The sequence below is a fragment of the Micromonospora sp. KC723 genome, from assembly GCF_004348595.1.
GTDB lineage: Bacteria > Actinomycetota > Actinomycetes > Mycobacteriales > Micromonosporaceae > Micromonospora.
Genome location: NZ_SMKD01000043.1, coordinates 23804 through 40228, shown reverse-complemented (window position 1 = coordinate 40228; position 16425 = coordinate 23804). Strand labels below are relative to the sequence as shown.

The window sequence follows — 16425 nt, the reverse complement described above, 5'->3', positions numbered from 1 at the left end:
GGGCCGGCGCCGGGGTCACGCGCGGGGGTCAGCACCGACCGGCGGCGCGCCGGTCCGTCCTGGTGGACGGGCGGCGTGGCCGCGCCGACACCCGTACCGGAGGACCGATGACCCCGCCCGACCCGAGCCTGCTCGGGCCGTTGATCACCCAGCTTCGACTGGCCCGTGGCTGGAGCCAGCAGCAACTCGCCGCCGCACTCTGCGCCGCCGCCGGCACACCCACCCTGACCCGGCACGAGGTGTCCCGCTGGGAGCGGGCAACGCGGACGCCGGGCGACCACTGGCGGCGTCACCTGGCCGCCGTGCTCGACGCACCGGCCGGGCTCCTGGTCGACGCGACGGTCCGGGGTCGCCGGCCCGGTCCGGCCGCGGCCCGCTCCCGGTCGGCCCTGCTGGCCCTGGCGCACCGCTGGGCGGCGGACCCGTCCACGCCGCTGCTGCTCGCCCCGGCGACGATCACCAGTGTCGTGCGGCGGGTGGCCGACGAGGACGGGCCGGGGTGGTGCGCCGCCGTCGGGCTGGCCGAACTGCGCCGGCTCGACGACCTGGCCGGCGGCGCGGACCTGGCCCCGGTCGGGGCGTACCGGCTGCGGTGCGTGGTCCGCGCGTTGCGCCGGTCCGGTCCGAACGGGCGACAGCGGCTGCTGCCGACGCTGGCCGAGACCGCCCAGCTCGCCGGATGGCTCGACGGCGACGCCGGCCGGCTGGCGTCCGGGGTGGACGCGCACCGCCTCGGGTTGCGGGCCGCCGCCGCCACCGGGGACCGGGCACTCGCCGGGCACGTGCTCGCCTCCGCCAGCCACCTGCTGGCCGGCGCCGGCGACGCCGAGGGCGCGCTGCTGCTGGCCCGGGCCGGGTACGCCGGCGCCCGCCGCGCGGCCAGCCGGGGGCTGCGGGCGCTGCTGCTGCACCGGGTCGCGTTGGCCGCCGCGCTCACCGGCCGCGCCCCGGCCGGGCGGCAGGCACTGGACGCGGCCCGGCGCGCGGCCGAGACCGTCGAGCCGGCCACCGAACCAGCCTGGCTGTACTGGCTGGACGGCGCCGAGCTGGCGGCGATGACCGGGCGGGCACTGGTCGCGCTGGGCCGGCCCGGGCCGGCCGTGCCGCTGCTCGGGGAGGCGCTGCGGGCCGCGGCGGGCCCACGCGGCGCGGCGGTGTACGGCAGTTGGCTGGCCCGGGGGCTGGTGCGGCTCGGCGAGGTCGACGAGGCCGCCGTGGTGGCCGGGGCGGCGCTGCGGGACGCCGTCCGGGCCGGCTCGGCGCGGGCCGCCGCCGGGCTGGCCGAGACGGACCGGCGGCTCGCCGCGCACCGGGCCGAGCCGGCGGTACGACGCTGGCGCGCGCTGCTCGCCGACGCGCGCCCGTTCCTGCCGGCCGGCGGGGTACGCGACGCGCCGCCCCCGGGGTGGGGCCCGGAGGGGACCGGCTAGCGTGCTGACGTGACCGATGCTGCTCCCGTCTCCCCCGTCGACCGTGCCGACCTGCGTCAACGGGTGAACAAGGCGCTGGCCGAGTTCCTGGCCGGCCAGCGGGCCCGGCTGACCCGCGTCGACGACGCCCTGCTGCCGGTCGCCGAGGCGATCGAGGCGTTCGTGCTGGGCGGCGGCAAGCGGCTGCGCCCGGCGTTCGCGTACTGGGGGTTCCGGGGGGCCGGCGGGGTCGACGGCGACCAGGTCGTGACGGCCCTGGCAGCGCTGGAGTTCGTGCAGGCCAGCGCCCTGATCCACGACGACCTGATGGACCGGTCCGACACCCGGCGCGGCGAGCCGGCGGTGCACCGACGGTTCGCCGCGCGGCACCGGGCGGCGGGCTGGAGCGGCGACCCGGACGGCTTCGGCGACGCCGCCGCGGTGCTGCTCGGCGACCTCTGCCTGGTCTGGTCCGACGAGCTGCTGCACTCCGCCGGGCTGGAGGCGCGGACGGTGGCGCGGGCCCGCCCGGTCTTCGACGAGATGCGCACCGAGGTGACCGTCGGGCAGTATCTGGACGTACTGACCCAGGCCACCGGGGACACCTCGCTGGAGCGGGCCGGCAAGGTGGCCCGGTACAAGTCGGCGAAGTACACCGTGGAGCGGCCACTGCTGCTGGGCGCGGCGCTGGCCGGGGCGTCGGCGGACGTGCGGGCGGCGTACTCGGCGTACGGGCTGCCGCTGGGCGAGGCCTTCCAGCTCCGCGACGACGTGCTGGGGGTCTTCGGCGACCCGGCGCAGACCGGCAAGCCGGCCGGGGACGACCTGCGTGAGGGCAAGCGCACCTACCTGGTGGCGGCGACCATGGAGGCGACCGACGACGCCGGCCGGGAGCTGCTGCTGACCGGGCTGGGCGACGCGGCGCTGGACGAGTCCGGCATCGCCCGGCTGCGGGAGCTGATCGCCGGGTGCGGGGCGCTGGCCCGGACCGAGCAGCGGATCGTCACGCTCACCGACGCCGCGCTGGCCGCGTTGGCCACCGTCGACCTGCACACCGAGGCCCGCCAGGCCCTGGTGGATCTGGCCATCGCCGCGACCCGCCGCCCCAGCTAGCCCCACCACGCCGGGCGGAGAGCCGGGGCTCGATGAGGTTGGCGGCGGTTGCGGATCCGCCGCCGCCAACCTCGTGACCAGCCCCGGGCCGGGGCGGCGGGTGGGTCAGAAGCCGAGGGCTTGGGCGCGGCGCTTGACCTCGCGGGCCTGGTCGCCGGCGAGAGCGGCGGCGGCACTGCCGCCGGGCAGGGTCGGATCCGGGGTGTAGAGCCAGGCCAGCGCCTCCTCGTCGCCGTAGCCGGCGTCGGTCAGCAGGTTCAGCACACCCGGCAGGTGTTTGAGTACGGTCTTGTTCGCCACCAGGTCGACCGGGATCCGGCGGACGCCGTCGCGGCGGACGGCGATCAGCTCCCGGTCGCGGATCATCTGATGGACCTTGCTGATCGTCAGGTCCAGCCGCTCGGCCACGTCGGGCAGGGTCAGCCAGGCGGCCGGGTCGGCCGGGCCGGGCAGGGCGGCGCCGGCCTGGTCGGCGGGTACGGAATCGGTCACCCGCCCACCCTGCCACGTCGGCACCACGGGGGCGCAGCGGCACCCCGGGCAACCCGCCCGAGCGGGCGACGCGACGGCGCGGAGCAGCCCGGCTGTAGCATCCTGTTCAACCTTCGGCCGCCGGACGCATAGACTGCCTGCCGATGGACACACAGGTCGCCGACACGTTGCTGGGCTCGCTGCTCGACGGGCGCTACCGCATTCGCGGGCGCGTCGCGCGCGGCGGCGTGGCGACCGTGTACACCGCCACCGACGAGCGCCTGGAGCGCACCGTGGCGGTCAAGATCATTCACCCGTCCCAGCCGCCGGAGGCACGCGCCCGCGCGGCCGGGTTCATGGCCCGGTTCACCGACGAGGCGAAGACGATCGCCCGGCTGACCCACCCGAACGTGGTGGCGGTCTACGACCAGGGCACCCATCAGGGGCTCCCCTACCTGGTGATGGAGTACGTCCGGGGCCGCACCCTGCGCGAGGTGCTGGCCGAACGGCGCCGGCTCCACCCCGACGAGGCTCTGGCGATCATGGAGCAGATGCTCGCCGCGATCGCCGCCGCGCACCGGGCCGGACTGGTCCACCGGGACGTCAAGCCGGAGAACGTGCTGGTCGCCGAGGCGCCCACCGGCGGCGTGGCGAACCTGGTCGACAGCGTGGTGAAGGTCGCCGACTTCGGCCTGGCCCGGGCGGTCGAGGCCAGCGCCGACGACGCCGACGGCACCCAACTGATGGCGACCGTGGCGTACGTGGCGCCGGAACTGGTCACCGACGGGCACGCCGACCCGCGCACCGACGTCTACTCGGCCGGCATCGTGCTGTTCGAGATGCTCACCGGACGGGTGCCGTACGACGGCGACCGCCCGGTGGACGTGGCCTGGCAACACGTCGACCGGGACGTGCCGGCGCCGTCGACCCTGGTGCCCGCGCTGCCCCGGGTGCTCGACGACCTGGTCGCCCGGGCCACCCGGCGCGACCCGGGGGCACGGCCGACCGACGCCGGCGCCCTGCTGGCCGAGGTGCAGGTGGCCCGGGACGACCTGGGCAACCCGCACACCCGTACCGCCGTGCTGCGCCGGGTCGCCGACGACGCCCCGGCGGTGGACCAGCCGACCATGGTGGTCGCGGCGGTCCAGCCCGCGGAGCGGCCGACCTGGGCCCGGTTGCCGGAGGACGACGGCCCGCAACGGCCGCGCCGGCGGCGGGCCGCACCGGCGCCCGGCGGCCCGGCGGCGCTGTGGGCGCGGCTGGCCGGCACCTCCCGGGGGCGGCTCTCGGTAGCCGCCGCGGTGGTGGCCATCGGGTTGCTCGCCGCGGTCGGCGGCTGGTGGGTCGGGGTGGGCCGGTACACGGTCGCCCCGCAACTGGTGAGCATGACCAAGGCCGAGGCACAGGCCCAGGCGGACCGGGCCGGCTTCACCATCGCCTACGCCGAGCCGAGATACGACGACGCGGTCCCCCGGGACAGCGTCGTGGCGCAGGACCCCACCTCGGCCACCAGGATCCTCAAGGGCGGCACGATCACCCTCACCCTGTCGCTCGGGCCGGCCCGGTTCCCCGTGCCGGACGTCGTCGGCAAGGAGTTCGAGCTGGCCGAGGCGGAACTGAAGAGCGCGAACCTGGTGGCGGTCAAGGGCGCCACCCGCTACGACGACAACCTGCCGGCCGGCGTGGTGGTGGACAGCAACCCGAAGGTGGGCGCGGAGGTGAAGCCCGGCACCAGGGTCACCCTGGTGCTGAGCAAGGGCCGGGCGCCGATCACCGTGCCCAACCTGGTGGGCAAGAACCTCAACGAGGCGCGCGCGACGCTGGACCGGCTCGGCCTGGTGCTGACGGAGACGTACACGGACTCGGACAAGCCGAAGGACGAGGTCCTCAAGCAGAGCCCGGCCGGCGGGGCCGGCGTCGAGCGGAGCGCCAAGGTCCGCCTCGAGGTCAGCAAGGGTCCGCCGCAGGTCATCCTGCCGAGGCTGGTCGGCCTGCCCTGCCAGCAGGCCAAGCAGCAGTTGGAGGCCCTGAACTTCCCGGTTAACGTGCAGTTCAACCCGAACGGGACCGTCGCCTTCCAGAACCCGGGCGAGAACGCCCCGCTGCCGCCGGGCACCCCGGTCACGATCGGGTGCCTGTGACGGCCGCGACCCGCCGCCCGGTCGGCTCGCACACCCCGACCGCGGGCGGGCTGGCGAAGAGGGCCCTGCCGTACGCCGACGCGTGCGGCTCCGAGGTGGCGCAGGTCTACGTCTCCAACTCGCGCGGCTGGGCGCTGCCCGCCGGCGACCCGGCGCAGGACAGCCTGTTCCGGGACGGCTGCGGCGAGCGGGGCGTGCTGGTCTTCATCCACGCGTCCCTGCTGGTGAACCTGGGCTCACCCACCCCGGCGACGGTGCAGCGCTCGGCGCAGACCCTGGCGCACGCGCTGCGACGGGGCCGGGCCATCGGCGCCGCCGGCGTGGTGTTCCATGCCGGCAGCGCGGTCGACGCCGGGTACGCCGAGGCGGCCCTGCGGCAGGTACGCGAGACACTGCTGCCCCTGCTGGACCAGGCCACTGCGGCCGGCGGGCCGATGCTGCTGGTCGAGCCGAGCGCCGGCGGCGGGCGGTCGCTCGCCTCCCGGGTGGAGCAGCTCGGCCCGTACCTGGACGCGGTGGACCGCCACCCGGGGCTGGGGGTCTGCTTCGACACCTGTCACGCCTGGGCGGCCGGACACGACCTGGCGGCCGAGGGCGGCATGACGGCGACGCTGGACACACTGGTGGCCACGGTCGGGGCGGACCGGCTGCGGCTGATCCACGCCAACGACTCCAAGGACCTGTGCGGCTCCACCCGTGACCGGCACGAGAACATCGGCAAGGGCAGCATCGGCGAACCGGCGTTCGCCGAGCTGATGGCCCACCCGGCCACCGCCGGCGTCCCGGTGGTGGTGGAGACCCCGACGGAGGAGCACGAGGGCCACGCCGCCGACATCGCCACCCTCAAGCGCCTCCGGCCGTGAGGCGACGGGCCGGCCTCAGCCGCGCAGGACGCGGGTGAGCGCCGCCGCGGCGCGGTCGACGTCGGCGTCGTCGACGTCCAGGTGGGTGACCAGCCGGGCGGTACGCGGGCCGAGCACCGAGATCAGCACGCCCTCGGCCCGGGCGGCGGCGGCCAGCGCGGTCGCGTCCGTCGGGTGTTTACCGAGGTCGAGCGGGACGATGTTGGTCCGTACCGGGCCGGCGAGCACCCCGAACGGGGCGACCGCCTCGGCAAGCCGGGCCGCCCTGGCGTGGTCGGCGGCGAGCCGCTGGACGTGGTGGGTGAGGGCGTACCGGCCGGCGGCGGCGAGGACGCCGACCTGGCGCATCCCACCGCCCATCCGCTTGCGCAGGAACCGGGCCCGCGTGATCTTCTCGGCGCTGCCCACGACCAGCGAGCCGACCGGGGCGCCGAGCCCTTTCGAGAGGCACACCGACAGGGTGTCGAAGAGCCGGCCGTAGGTGGCCAGCGGCACCCGGTCGGCGACGTGGGCGTGCCAGATCCGGGCGCCGTCGCAGTGCAGGGCCAGCCCGTTGTCGTCGGCGACCCGGCGCAGCGCGCGCAGCGTGTCCACCGGGACCACCCCGCCGCCGCCCCGGTTGTGGGTCTGCTCGACGGCGATCGCCCGGGTCGGCACGGCGAAGTAGCCGTCCGGCCGGACCATGGCGGCGACCACGTCGGGATCGAGTTCCGCCCCGACCGCCGGCCAGGTCCGCGAGGAGATCCCGCCGTACGCCGCCGCCGCACCGATCTCGTACGTGACGACGTGCGCGTCGGCGTCGCAGAGCAGCTCGTCGCCCGGGGGCACCACGAGCTGGAGGGCGATCTGGTTGGCCATCGAGCCGGTCGGGGCGAACAACGCCGCCTCGTGCCCGAAGAGCGCCGCGACCTCGGCCTCCAGCGCGGCGACCGTCGGGTCCTCGCCGTAGACGTCGTCGCCGACCTCGGCGGCGGCCATCGCCGCCCGCATCCCGGCGGTGGGCCGGGTGACGGTGTCCGACCGCAGGTCGACAGGGCGGTCAGCCACGGAGCATCTCCGCCACGAGGAAGGCCAGCTCCAGCGACTGCTGGGTGTTCAGCCGGGGGTCGCAGGCGGTCTCGTACCGGTCGGGCAGGTCGAGGTCGGCGATGTTCTGCGCGCCGCCGAGGCACTCGGTGACGTCCTCGCCGGTCAGCTCGACGTGCAGGCCGCCGGGGTGCGTCTCCAGGCTCCGGTGCACCTCGAAGTAGCCGAGCACCTCGTCGACGATCCGGTCGAAGTGCCGGGTCTTGTAGCCGTTGGAGGACTCGTGGGTGTTGCCGTGCATCGGGTCGCACTGCCAGACCACCTTGGCACCGGCGGCGGTCACCTTGGACACGATCGGCGGCAGGGCGTCGCGGACCTTGTGGTTGCCCATCCGGCTGATCAGGGTGAGCCGGCCGGGGACGTTGTCGGGGTTGAGCTTCTCGCAGAGCTCGATCGCCTCGTCCGGGCTGGTGGTCGGGCCGAGCTTGACCCCGATCGGGTTGGCGATCCGGGAGATGAAGTCGATGTGCGCACCGTCGATCTGCCGGGTGCGTTCCCCGATCCACAGGAAGTGCCCGGACAGGCCGTAGGCCCGGTTGTCGGAGACCCGGGTGAGCGCGCGGTCGTACTCCAGGGCGAGCGCCTCGTGGGAGCAGTAGAGGGTGACGGTGCGCAGCGCCTCCTCGTCGGTCATCCCGCAGGCCCGGATGAATGCCATCGCCCGGTCGATCTCCCGGGCGATGGCCTCGTAACGCTCGCCGGCCGGCGAGCTGCGCACGAAGCCCTTGTTCCAGTCGTGCACGGCGTGCAGGTCGGCCAGGCCGCCGCCGAGGTACGCGCGCAGCATGTTCATCGCGGCGGCGGAGTTCGCGTACGCCCGGATCATGCGCTGCGGGTCGGCGACCCGCGCCTCCGGCGTGGCCTCCAGGCCGTTGATCATGTCGCCGCGGTACGCCGGCAGCCCCCGGGCGTCGGTCGGCAGCGATCTCGGCTTGGTGTACTGCCCGGCGACGCGGGCGACCTTGACCACCGGCAGCGACGCGCCGTAGGTGAGCACGATCGCCATCTGGAGCAGGGTGCGGGCGTTGGCCAGCAGGTGGCTCTCGGTGTTGTCGGCGAAGGTCTCCGCGCAGTCGCCGCCCTGGAGCAGGAACGCCTTGCCCTCGCAGACCAGCGCGAGGCGCTGGCGGAGCTGGTCGACCTCGTACGGCGCGACGACCGACGGGACGGTGTCGAGCACCTTGCAGACCTCGGCGACCTCCGCCGGGTTCGGCCACGGCGGGGTCTGCGCACGGGGCAGTTCCCGCCAGCGGTCCAGGCCGAGGGCGGCGTCCTCGGCGGAGTCGACCATGGGACGGCTGGTCTGCAGCGCGGGGCTGCTCACGGCGGGATAGCTCAGCTGGTGCCACTCATGGCGCATGACAGAAAGCGTACGGCGACGGCCGGGGTGGCCCGCCGTCGAGGGGGACGGTTCCGGCAGTTGGGAGGGTCAGGGAGTGACGGAGGTCTCGGGGTCGGCTCCGCCGGCCGTCTCACCCGAGATGCACCAGTCGGCTCCGCTGCGGGTGACGGTGAACAGCAGCCGCCGGTCCGCCTCCTTCGCGCCGACCGCCACGGTCACCACGGCGCTGACCTCCTGCCCGCCCGGACCGGTGCGGATGTCGGTGATGGCGGTTCTGGGTACCTCGAAGTGGTCGGCGAAGTCCCCGTTCGGGCCGGTGGCCCCCGCGTCGAAGGCGGTGTGCATCGGGGCGCAGAGCTGGCTGCGCCCGGCGTCGACGTCCTTGGCGGACATGGCGTCGAGGTAGGCCTGCACCCGCTCGCGGGACTTCGTGGCGGCCTCCTCGGCGGGGGCGCGTCCGAGGGGGGCGTCGTTTTCGCCGTCGCCGCCGATCCCGCAGCCGAGCAGGGACAGCGGCAGGAGCGCGAGCGCGGCGACGCTGGCCGCGCGGTGCCTCGGACCCATGGGCCCCTCCTCGGGGACGTCGAGATGCCGAGCGAGTCTGCCACATCGATCAATCCCGATGTGATCGCCATCATGCCACCCTCGAGGGCCGCCCGGTGGGTGGAACGCCACGGCTGTCCCACTCCCCCGCAGACATCCATGATGTTCCACCGACGAACCGGAGACCGGCGCGGGCAGGGGTCAACGGAGGGCGGCGGTGAGGGCGGTGAGGAGTTCGCCGGTGCCGGTGTCCCCGGAGAGCTCCCAGAAGAACGCGCCACCGAGGCCCTGGCTCTTCGCGTACGCCATCTTGCCGCCGACGGTGGCGGGGGTGTCGTAGCTCCACCAGTTGGCCCCGCACGTCGCGTACGCCGTGCCGGCGACCGTGCCGGTGGCTGGACAGGTGTTCCTGAGCACCTTGTAGTCCTCGACGCCCTGCTCGTAGGTGCCCGGGGCGGGACCGGTCGCGGTGCCGCCCGGGGCGGCCTGGGTCACGCCGGTCCAGCCACGACCGTAGAAGCCGATGCCGAGCAACAGCTTGCCGGCCGGGACGCCCTTGCTCTTGAGTTTCTGGATCGCCGCGTCGGACCAGAATCCCTGCCTCGGGATGCCCGGGTACGAGTGGAGCGGGGAGTGCGGGGCGGTCGGACCCTGGGCGTTGAAGGCGCCGAAGTAGTCGTACGTCATCGGCATGATCCAGTTGAGGTACGGCGCGGCGCCGGCGTAGTCGGTCGCGTCGATCTTGCCGCCGGCACTGCCGTCGGCGGTGATGGCGGCGGTGACCAGCGCCGAGGAGCCGAACCTCGACCGCAGCGCGGAGACCACGTTCCGGAACGCGTCCGGGCCGCTGGAGTCACAGGTGAGGCCGCAGGCGTTCGGGTACTCCCAGTCGACGTCGATGCCGTCGAAGACGTCCGCCCAGCGCGGGTCCTCGACGAGCCGGTGGCAGCTCTCGGCGAACGCGGCCGGGTTCTGCGCCGCCTGGGTGAAGCCGCCCGACCAGGTCCAGCCACCGAAGGACCAGATCACCTTCAGGTGCGGGTACATCTTCTTGAGCTTGCGCAGCTGGTTGAAGCTGCCGCGCAGCGGCTGGTCCCAGGTGTCGGCGACACCGTCCACGCTCTCCGCCGCGGTGTACGCCCTGTCGTGGTCGGCGTAGCCGTCACCGATGACGCAGCGCCCGCCGGTGGTGTTGCCGAAGGCGTACAGGATGTGGGTGAGCTTGGCCGCCGATCCGCTGGTGTGGATGTTCTTCACGTGGTAGTTGCGGCCGTAGACGCCCCACTCGGCGAAGTAGCCGACGACCTTCCTGCCCCCGGCCGGCGGCGACACCGTCGGCGAGGCGGTGGGGGAAGCGGTCGGGGAGGCGGTCGGGGTGCCACCGCCGCAGGGCGCGCCGTTGATCGTGCAGTTCAGCGGCGCCCGGTACGGCCCGGTGCCGGTGTAGCCCCAGGTGAAGACGGCGCCCGGGGCGAGCGGCCCGGCCCAGCTCTTCTTCACCGCCACGTACTGGTTGCCGCTGCCGGTGACGTCGGCGTCCCAGGAACTGCTGATGGTGGCGCCGGCCGGCAGGTCGAACTCGATGCGCCAGGTGTCGACGCTCGCGCCGGTGCCGTTGGTGACGGTGACCCGGGCCTCGTGACCGGTCCCCCAGTCCTGCGCGACGGCGAAGCCGGCGGTCACGCCGCCGGCGCCGGACGCCGAGGTCAACGGCATGACGGCGACGACCAGCGCGGCCACGACACCGGCCCCGAGGGCGCGGTGGAGGAATCTGTTCATGTGGCACCTCCCCAAACAGTTAGGAAACTTTCCAGTAGATGGGGAGAAGCTACTCACGCCGTCGCCACTTCGTCAAGATGCACATACGTCGATTCGTCGTCCCACACCGGCCCACCACCCCGGACGCGTACCCTCGCGGCATGACCGTCTTCGACATCGAGATCGACGCCCTGGCCGGCGGCCCGGCCCGGCTCGACGCGTACCGGGGCCGGGCGCTGCTCGTGGTGAACGTCGCCTCCCGCTGCGGCCTCACCCCGCAGTACGCCGGCCTGGAACGACTCCACCGCGAGTACGCCGACCGGGGGCTGGTGGTGCTCGGCGTGCCGTGCAACCAGTTCGCCGGCCAGGAACCCGGCACCGCCGACGAGATCAGCGAGTTCTGCCGGATCACCTACGGCACGACCTTCCCCATGACGGAGAAGGTCGACGTCAACGGACCGGCCCGGCACCCGCTCTACGCCGAACTGGTCGACACCGCCGACGCCGGGGGACACACCGGCGACGTGCGGTGGAACTTCGAGAAGTTCCTGGTCGCGCCGGACGGCACGGTGGCCGCCCGGTTCGCCCCGACGGTCACGCCCGACTCCGCCGAGCTGCGCGAGGCGATCGAGAAGACCCTGCCCACCTGAGAAGGGACCGGAAGCACCTGCCCCGCCGGGCGTGGCGGGCAACCGCCGGTCGGGACCACCACGCCCCCGCCCCGACCGCGCCGGGCAGGCGGGCAGGGAGCGACACGGGCCGCCGCGCCGTCACGCCGGGGCGCGCCACTCCGGGGCGAGCACCGACCAGACCTCGACGTCGATGCGGCCGGACTGGCCCGGGTAACGCTGCCGCAGGGTGCCGTCGAGGGTCATGCCCAGTCGCCGGGCCACGGCGATGCTGCGGGCGTTGCGGGCGTTGGTGTGCCACTCCACCCGGTGGACGCCCCGATCCCGGATCGCCCAGTCGATGATCCGGCCCGCCGCCCGGGTCACCAGCCCCCGCCCCTCGGCGGCTGGCTCCAGCCAGCAGCCGGCCTCGCAGACGCCCTCCGCCACATCCAACGACAGGAACATCACGCCGCCGACCAGCACGCCGGCGTCCCAGATCCCCCAGATGCCGCCGTCGTCGCGGGCCCACCGGTCCGCGTAGCGTTGCAGCACCTGGCGGGCGGAGTCGAGGTCGGTGGCCACGAAGGACGGGCCCACCCAGGGCGAGATGTGCTCCCGGCACCGGTCCAGGTTGGCCAGGAACTCCTCCGCGTGCCACGGCGACAGCGGGCGCAGCTCGGCGGTGTCGGTCAACGGCAGGGCGAACATGACGCTCCTCAGGACGCCGGCAGGCGCAGTCGCAGGGTCGGGCCGGACACGTCGGCGAAACCGAGCGAACGGTAGAGCGACTCACCCTCCACCGACGCCCGCAGGTCGACCCGGCCCACGCCCCGCTCCCGGTACCAGTCGAGCAGCGCCGCCAGGCACGCCCGCGCGTAGCCGCGCCGCCGGTAGCCGGGCTCGGTGACCACGTTGAAGACGTAGCCGGTGCGGCCGGTGGGGTTGCCGGGGCTACCGAGCCGCAGGTCGATGGTGCCGGTCGCGCAGGCCGCCAGGACGCCCGGCCGGTCGGGCGCGTCCACCACGAAGACGGCCATCGCCGCCTCCGGCCCACCCAACCGGTCCCGCAGCACCTGGCGGGCCGCCTCCTGCCAGGGCCCGGGCGGTGGCTCGACGCCGTCCATCGACGCCAGCATCACCCCACGCAGCCGGACGATCCCCGCCGCGTCCCGGCCGTCGGCCCGCCGTACCGCGATCACCACCGGACCGTACCCGACGGCGGGAGGCGCGGGTCAGACCGGGCGGCGGCCGGCGAAGCCGCACTCCACCCGGTGGTACCAGCGCACGTCGGAGTCCCCCTCCAGCCAGCACCAGAGCACCGCGCGGCCGTCCCGCTCGCCCGGGAAGTCCAGCAGCACCGGGGCGATGCCCTTGACCTGGATGTCGTGGGAGTTCAACTCCTCCAGCACGGCGTGCAGCCGGGCCTCCAGCGCCTTCACCTCGGCCACCCCGCCGAGCACCGAGACGCCGTGTGCGGCCAGGTCGGCACGGAGTTCGGCCAGGTCGGCGCGGAGCCGGATCAGCTCGTCGACGCGGGGACGCAGGGTGGCCGCCAGGTGACGCGCCTGGGCGAGAGTGAACACCCGGCCAGTATGGGGCACCGCCCGCCGGCCGGCAGCCCGCCCGGGGTCGCCCAGCGGTCAGCCTCCACTCCGGGCCGCCCAGGCAGCCCGAGGAGCTTCAGTCCGCCTGGGCCGCCAGCTCGCGGGCGCGGTCCCGGGCCGCCTCCAGCGCGGCCAGCAGAGCGGCCCGTACGCCGTGCTTCTCCAGCTCGCGTACGGCCGAGATGGTGGTGCCGGCCGGCGAGGTGACCGCCTCGCGGAGCTTGACCGGGTGCTCGCCGGAGTCGCGGAGCATCACCGCCGAGCCGATCGCGGTCTGCACGATCAACTCGTGCGCGACCTGCCGGGGCAGGCCGAGCAGGATCCCCGCGTCGATCATGGCCTCGACCAGCAGGTAGAAGTACGCCGGACCGGAGCCGGAGAGCGCGGTCACCGCGTCCTGCTGGGACTCGGGCACCCGGATCGTGACACCGAGCGGGCTGAACATCTCCTCCGCCAGGGCGAGATGCTCACCGGTGGCGTGCGCGCCGGCGGAGATGGCGCTCATCGCCTGGTCGACCAGGGCCGGGGTGTTCGTCATCACCCGCACGACCGGGGTGCCCCCGGGCAGTCGCCGGGCGAAGAAGGTGGTGGGCAGACCGGCGCAGAGCGAGATCACCAGCTTGTCGGCCGGCACCTTGGGACCGATCTCGTCGAGCAGCACGCCCGCGTCCTGCGGCTTCACCGAGATCGCCAGCACCGCCGCCTCCTCGACCGCGGTGAGGTTGTCCACCACCCGTACGCCGTACCGGGCGGTCAGCTCCTCCGCGCGGGCCGGCCGCCGGGCGGTGGCCAGCAACCGCTCGACGGGCCAGCCGGAGCGCAACAGGCCGGAGAGCATCAACTCGCCGATCTTGCCGGCGCCGATCACCGCGACCGTGTGCCGGGCGGGTGCCATCGGTCGTACCCCTTCCGTCGCGGGAGCCGGCGGCGCGGCGGGTGCACCCCACCGTGCCGCCGGCCAACGGGCGATCAGCTGCCGAAGAAGACCTCGGCCTCGGCGTACCGCTCCAGCGGCACGGTCTTCAGCTCGCGGGTGGCCTCGGCCAGCGGAACCCGGACGATGTCCGTGCTCTGCATCGCGACCATCTTGCCCCAGTCGCCCTCGTGCGCCGCGTCGATGGCCTGCAGGCCCAGGCGGGTGGCGAGGACCCGGTCGAAGGCGGTCGGGGTGCCGCCGCGCTGGATGTGGCCGAGCACGACGGTGCGGGCCTCCTTGCCGGTCTTCGCCTCCAGCTGCTCGGCGAGCCACTGGCCGATGCCGCCGAGGCGGACGTGGCCGAACGCGTCGAGCTCCTGGTTGTGCAGCACCATCTGGCCGTCCAGCGGCTGGGCGCCCTCGGCGACCACGACGATCGGGGCGTACTGGTGCTGGAAGCGCTTCTCGACGTACCCGGCGACCTGCTCGACGTCGAACTGCCGCTCGGGCAGCAGGATCACGTTGGCGCCACCGGCGAGGCCGGCGTGCAGGGCGATCCAGCCGGCGTGCCGGCCCATCACCTCGACCACCAGGGTGCGGTGGTGGCTCTCGGCGGTGGTGTGCAGCCGGTCGATCGCCTCCATGGCGATGTTGACGGCGGTGTCGAAGCCGAAGGTGTAGTCGGTGGCACCGAGGTCGTTGTCGATGGTCTTCGGCACGCCGATGACCTTGACGTCCAGCTCGTGCAGCTTGGTGGCGACGCCGAGGGTGTCCTCGCCGCCGATCGCGATGAGCGCGTCCACGCCCTGCGCGGCGAGGTTCTCCTTGATCCGCTCCACCCCGTTCTCGATCTTGAACGGGTTGGTCCGGGACGAGCCGAGGATGGTGCCGCCGCGCGGCAGGATGCCGCGGACCTCCGCGATGCCCAGCGGCTTGGACAGACCCTCCAGCGGGCCCTTCCAGCCGTCCTGGAAACCTACGAACTCGTGGCCGTAACTGGCGACGCCCTTGCGGACCACCGCCCGAATGACCGCGTTGAGACCTGGGCAGTCGCCGCCGCCGGTGAGCACGCCGATACGCATGATCTGCTCATCCTCCTGGAGCATCAGGTGAAGCCCGGATAAGCCCCAGGGTATGTGTCAGCTCAGACCATCGGCGCCATTGCCGGCCCGGGGCGGGCCGTCAGTGCCGACTGTAGTAGGCGCGGGTGTACGGCGACACAACGCCCCGGCTCCGTTCTGGTTACCGATCAGTAGCTGACCTGGTCGTTCTCCCCCGCGCGCGGCGGCCGGCCGGTCACCGCGGCCCGGGCGACATCGAGCAGGTCGACCACCGTGCCGCCCGGCGAGTCCCAGTACTCCGCCGAGCTGGCGTGCACCCTGATCAGGGTCAGGCCCGGGGTGTCCAGGCCGTCCGGGAACCACGCCGTGAGCGCCGGGTTCCACAACCGCTCGGCCCGCGCCCGGTCGTAGCCCTCCCGGGCGCTGCCCGAAACCGAGACCCAGACCTGCCGTCGCTGGTCGGAGAAGGAGACGGCGACCTCCGGGTTCACCCGGATCTGGCGCACCTTGGCCGAGCCGGCGGAGGCGAAGAACCACAGGTCGCCGTCGAACTCGGCCTCCTGCAACGCCATCGGGCGGCTGACCAACCGGCCGTCCACCCCGATCGTGGTCAGCATGGCGACCCGGGCGGCCCGGACCAGTTCGGTCACCCGGCGACGGGCGTTCGCGGTGCCGGTCGGCTGCCTGCTCATGACGTACCACCCCTTCGCCGTCCCTCCCTTCGCCGCACCGTGCCCGGGACACCGCGGGTCAAACCTCCGGCGCTCGGGCGGTCATCACGGGGCCGGCTCAGCCCGTCATCGCCCGCCAGCGGGCCAGGTTGTGCCGGGCGTCGACCAGGGCGTCGTGCCGGTCGGCGTCGGCCTCGGGCAGCCGCGGCCGGCCCCGGTCGTCCCAGAGCTGACGCAGCTCCTTGGTGAACCGGGGGATCTCCCGGGGCAGCGCCGGCATGGCACCCCAGAGCTGGGCCAGCACCACGTGGTCGTACGCGGCGTACCAGGCCCAGAGTTCGAGCTGCTCGCCCGGCCGGTCGCGGACCGGCGCCATCAGGAAGTCGTACAGCTCGTCGCGGATCCGCTCCCGTGACCGCCAGGCCCGGTCGGCCGGGGAGGGGAGCTTGTCGAGCACGTTGCGGCGCACCCAGGGCACCGCCCGGGAGTCGTCGAACTCGGTGGAGACCGCGTAGAACTCGCGGCCGTACTCGTCGACGACGCCGATCGAGACGAGGTCGACGATCCGGCCGTCCTCGATGAACTCGCAGTCGTAGAAGTAGCGGTAGACCATCGTGCCCATCCTCGCCCACGTCCCGGCGGCGTCGCCGCCGGGGGCGGGTCGGCCGGTCCGCCACGGTGCGTCGGCCGGACCCGGCGCAGCTCGGGAGCGTAACGGAGACGGTTTGAGGGGTGTACAGCACGCAACTGGGCCGTCATGATCTGATGTGTACCGCTACCGGACGCCGACCGGGGCCAGTCGCCCCGGCAAGGGCCGTCAGGGTCACCCGGTGAGC

Annotated in this window: 17 protein-coding genes; 5 read left to right on the top strand and 12 right to left on the bottom strand. The window is 74.1% G+C overall.

Features of this window, described 5'->3' with window-relative positions:
* Positions 1–107: 107 nt before the first annotated feature.
* Complete coding sequence (locus E1165_RS12620) at positions 108–1430, top strand: transcriptional regulator (RefSeq protein ID WP_132391005.1); 1323 nt, start codon at positions 108–110, stop codon at positions 1428–1430.
* Positions 1431–1439: 9 nt separating this feature from the next.
* Positions 1440–2522, top strand: a complete 1083-nt coding sequence (locus tag E1165_RS12615) for a polyprenyl synthetase family protein (RefSeq protein ID WP_132391003.1) — start codon at positions 1440–1442, stop codon at positions 2520–2522.
* Between the two features lie 105 nt (positions 2523–2627).
* Here the strand turns inward: E1165_RS12615 and E1165_RS12610 are convergent, their stop codons facing one another.
* On the bottom strand, positions 2628–3014 hold the full coding sequence (locus tag E1165_RS12610) for an Rv2175c family DNA-binding protein (protein ID WP_132391001.1): 387 nt from the start codon (positions 3012–3014) through the stop codon (positions 2628–2630).
* Positions 3015–3157: 143 nt separating this feature from the next.
* Here E1165_RS12610 and pknB point away from each other — a divergent pair, with 143 nt between their 5' ends.
* Together pknB and E1165_RS12600 are read left to right on the top strand one after the other, a co-directional pair.
* Complete coding sequence (gene pknB / locus E1165_RS12605) at positions 3158–5134, top strand: Stk1 family PASTA domain-containing Ser/Thr kinase (protein ID WP_132390999.1); 1977 nt, start codon at positions 3158–3160, stop codon at positions 5132–5134.
* Positions 5131–5997: a deoxyribonuclease IV gene (locus E1165_RS12600; RefSeq protein ID WP_132390996.1), complete on the top strand. Its 867-nt coding sequence runs from the start codon at positions 5131–5133 to the stop codon at positions 5995–5997. The genes pknB and E1165_RS12600 overlap by 4 nt, the downstream gene beginning before the upstream one ends.
* Before the next feature lie 15 nt (positions 5998–6012).
* On the opposite strand, the gene E1165_RS12595 is transcribed toward E1165_RS12600, so the two are convergent.
* The 4 genes from E1165_RS12595 to E1165_RS12580 form a co-directional block, all read right to left on the bottom strand.
* Positions 6013–7044 (bottom strand): low specificity L-threonine aldolase, encoded by a 1032-nt coding sequence (locus E1165_RS12595; protein ID WP_132390994.1) that lies wholly within the window; start codon positions 7042–7044, stop codon positions 6013–6015.
* A complete protein-coding gene (locus tag E1165_RS12590; protein ID WP_132390992.1) occupies positions 7037–8443 on the bottom strand; it encodes a class II 3-deoxy-7-phosphoheptulonate synthase in 1407 nt (468 codons plus the stop codon). The genes E1165_RS12595 and E1165_RS12590 overlap by 8 nt, the downstream gene beginning before the upstream one ends.
* 69 nt (positions 8444–8512) lie before the next feature.
* On the bottom strand, positions 8513–8989 hold the full coding sequence (locus E1165_RS12585; RefSeq protein ID WP_132390990.1) for a hypothetical protein: 477 nt from the start codon (positions 8987–8989) through the stop codon (positions 8513–8515).
* Positions 8990–9169: 180 nt separating this feature from the next.
* The gene (locus E1165_RS12580) at positions 9170–10747 is read right to left on the bottom strand and encodes a glycosyl hydrolase family 18 protein (protein ID WP_132390988.1); all 1578 of its coding nucleotides are present in this window, start codon (positions 10745–10747) and stop codon (positions 9170–9172) included.
* A 140-nt stretch (positions 10748–10887) separates the two neighbouring features.
* On the opposite strand from E1165_RS12580, the gene E1165_RS12575 reads away from it, so the two are divergent.
* Positions 10888–11376 carry a glutathione peroxidase gene (locus E1165_RS12575; RefSeq protein WP_132390986.1) on the top strand — a complete coding sequence of 163 codons (489 nt, stop codon included), beginning with the start codon at positions 10888–10890 and terminating at the stop codon, positions 11374–11376.
* A gap of 120 nt (positions 11377–11496) precedes the next feature.
* On the opposite strand, the gene E1165_RS12570 is transcribed toward E1165_RS12575, so the two are convergent.
* The 7 genes from E1165_RS12570 to E1165_RS12540 all read right to left on the bottom strand — a co-directional run bounded on the left by E1165_RS12570 (position 11497) and on the right by E1165_RS12540 (position 16202).
* Complete coding sequence (locus E1165_RS12570) at positions 11497–12045, bottom strand: GNAT family N-acetyltransferase (RefSeq protein WP_132390984.1); 549 nt, start codon at positions 12043–12045, stop codon at positions 11497–11499.
* An 8-nt stretch (positions 12046–12053) separates the two neighbouring features.
* A complete protein-coding gene (locus E1165_RS12565) occupies positions 12054–12536 on the bottom strand; it encodes a GNAT family N-acetyltransferase (RefSeq protein WP_132390982.1) in 483 nt (160 codons plus the stop codon).
* A 33-nt stretch (positions 12537–12569) separates the two neighbouring features.
* Entirely contained in the window at positions 12570–12920 is a 351-nt protein-coding gene (locus tag E1165_RS12560) for a DUF2203 domain-containing protein (protein ID WP_132390980.1), read from the bottom strand.
* Positions 12921–13017: 97 nt separating this feature from the next.
* Positions 13018–13836 carry a pyrroline-5-carboxylate reductase gene (gene proC / locus E1165_RS12555; RefSeq protein ID WP_132390978.1) on the bottom strand — a complete coding sequence of 273 codons (819 nt, stop codon included), beginning with the start codon at positions 13834–13836 and terminating at the stop codon, positions 13018–13020.
* Positions 13837–13910: 74 nt separating this feature from the next.
* Positions 13911–14939 (bottom strand): 6-phosphofructokinase, encoded by a 1029-nt coding sequence (locus E1165_RS12550; protein WP_132391007.1) that lies wholly within the window; start codon positions 14937–14939, stop codon positions 13911–13913.
* A gap of 167 nt (positions 14940–15106) precedes the next feature.
* Positions 15107–15610: a pyridoxamine 5'-phosphate oxidase family protein gene (locus E1165_RS12545; RefSeq protein WP_132390976.1), complete on the bottom strand. Its 504-nt coding sequence runs from the start codon at positions 15608–15610 to the stop codon at positions 15107–15109.
* Positions 15611–15707: 97 nt separating this feature from the next.
* On the bottom strand, positions 15708–16202 hold the full coding sequence (locus E1165_RS12540) for a polyadenylate-specific 3'-exoribonuclease AS (RefSeq protein ID WP_132183854.1): 495 nt from the start codon (positions 16200–16202) through the stop codon (positions 15708–15710).
* Positions 16203–16425 lie beyond the last annotated feature (223 nt).

Coding starts and splice junctions, on each gene's coding strand:
- E1165_RS12580 (WP_132390988.1), bottom strand. CDS start 10,747: ATGAACAGATTCCTCCACCGCGCCCTCGGGGCCGGTGTCGTGGCCGCG.
- E1165_RS12540 (WP_132183854.1), bottom strand. CDS start 16,202: ATGGTCTACCGCTACTTCTACGACTGCGAGTTCATCGAGGACGGCCGG.
- E1165_RS12570 (WP_132390984.1), bottom strand. CDS start 12,045: ATGTTCGCCCTGCCGTTGACCGACACCGCCGAGCTGCGCCCGCTGTCG.
- proC (WP_132390978.1), bottom strand. CDS start 13,836: ATGGCACCCGCCCGGCACACGGTCGCGGTGATCGGCGCCGGCAAGATC.
- E1165_RS12590 (WP_132390992.1), bottom strand. CDS start 8,443: ATGCGCCATGAGTGGCACCAGCTGAGCTATCCCGCCGTGAGCAGCCCC.
- E1165_RS12550 (WP_132391007.1), bottom strand. CDS start 14,939: ATGCGTATCGGCGTGCTCACCGGCGGCGGCGACTGCCCAGGTCTCAAC.
- pknB (WP_132390999.1), top strand. CDS start 3,158: ATGGACACACAGGTCGCCGACACGTTGCTGGGCTCGCTGCTCGACGGG.
- E1165_RS12545 (WP_132390976.1), bottom strand. CDS start 15,610: ATGAGCAGGCAGCCGACCGGCACCGCGAACGCCCGTCGCCGGGTGACC.
- E1165_RS12620 (WP_132391005.1), top strand. CDS start 108: ATGACCCCGCCCGACCCGAGCCTGCTCGGGCCGTTGATCACCCAGCTT.
- E1165_RS12575 (WP_132390986.1), top strand. CDS start 10,888: ATGACCGTCTTCGACATCGAGATCGACGCCCTGGCCGGCGGCCCGGCC.
- E1165_RS12585 (WP_132390990.1), bottom strand. CDS start 8,989: ATGGGTCCGAGGCACCGCGCGGCCAGCGTCGCCGCGCTCGCGCTCCTG.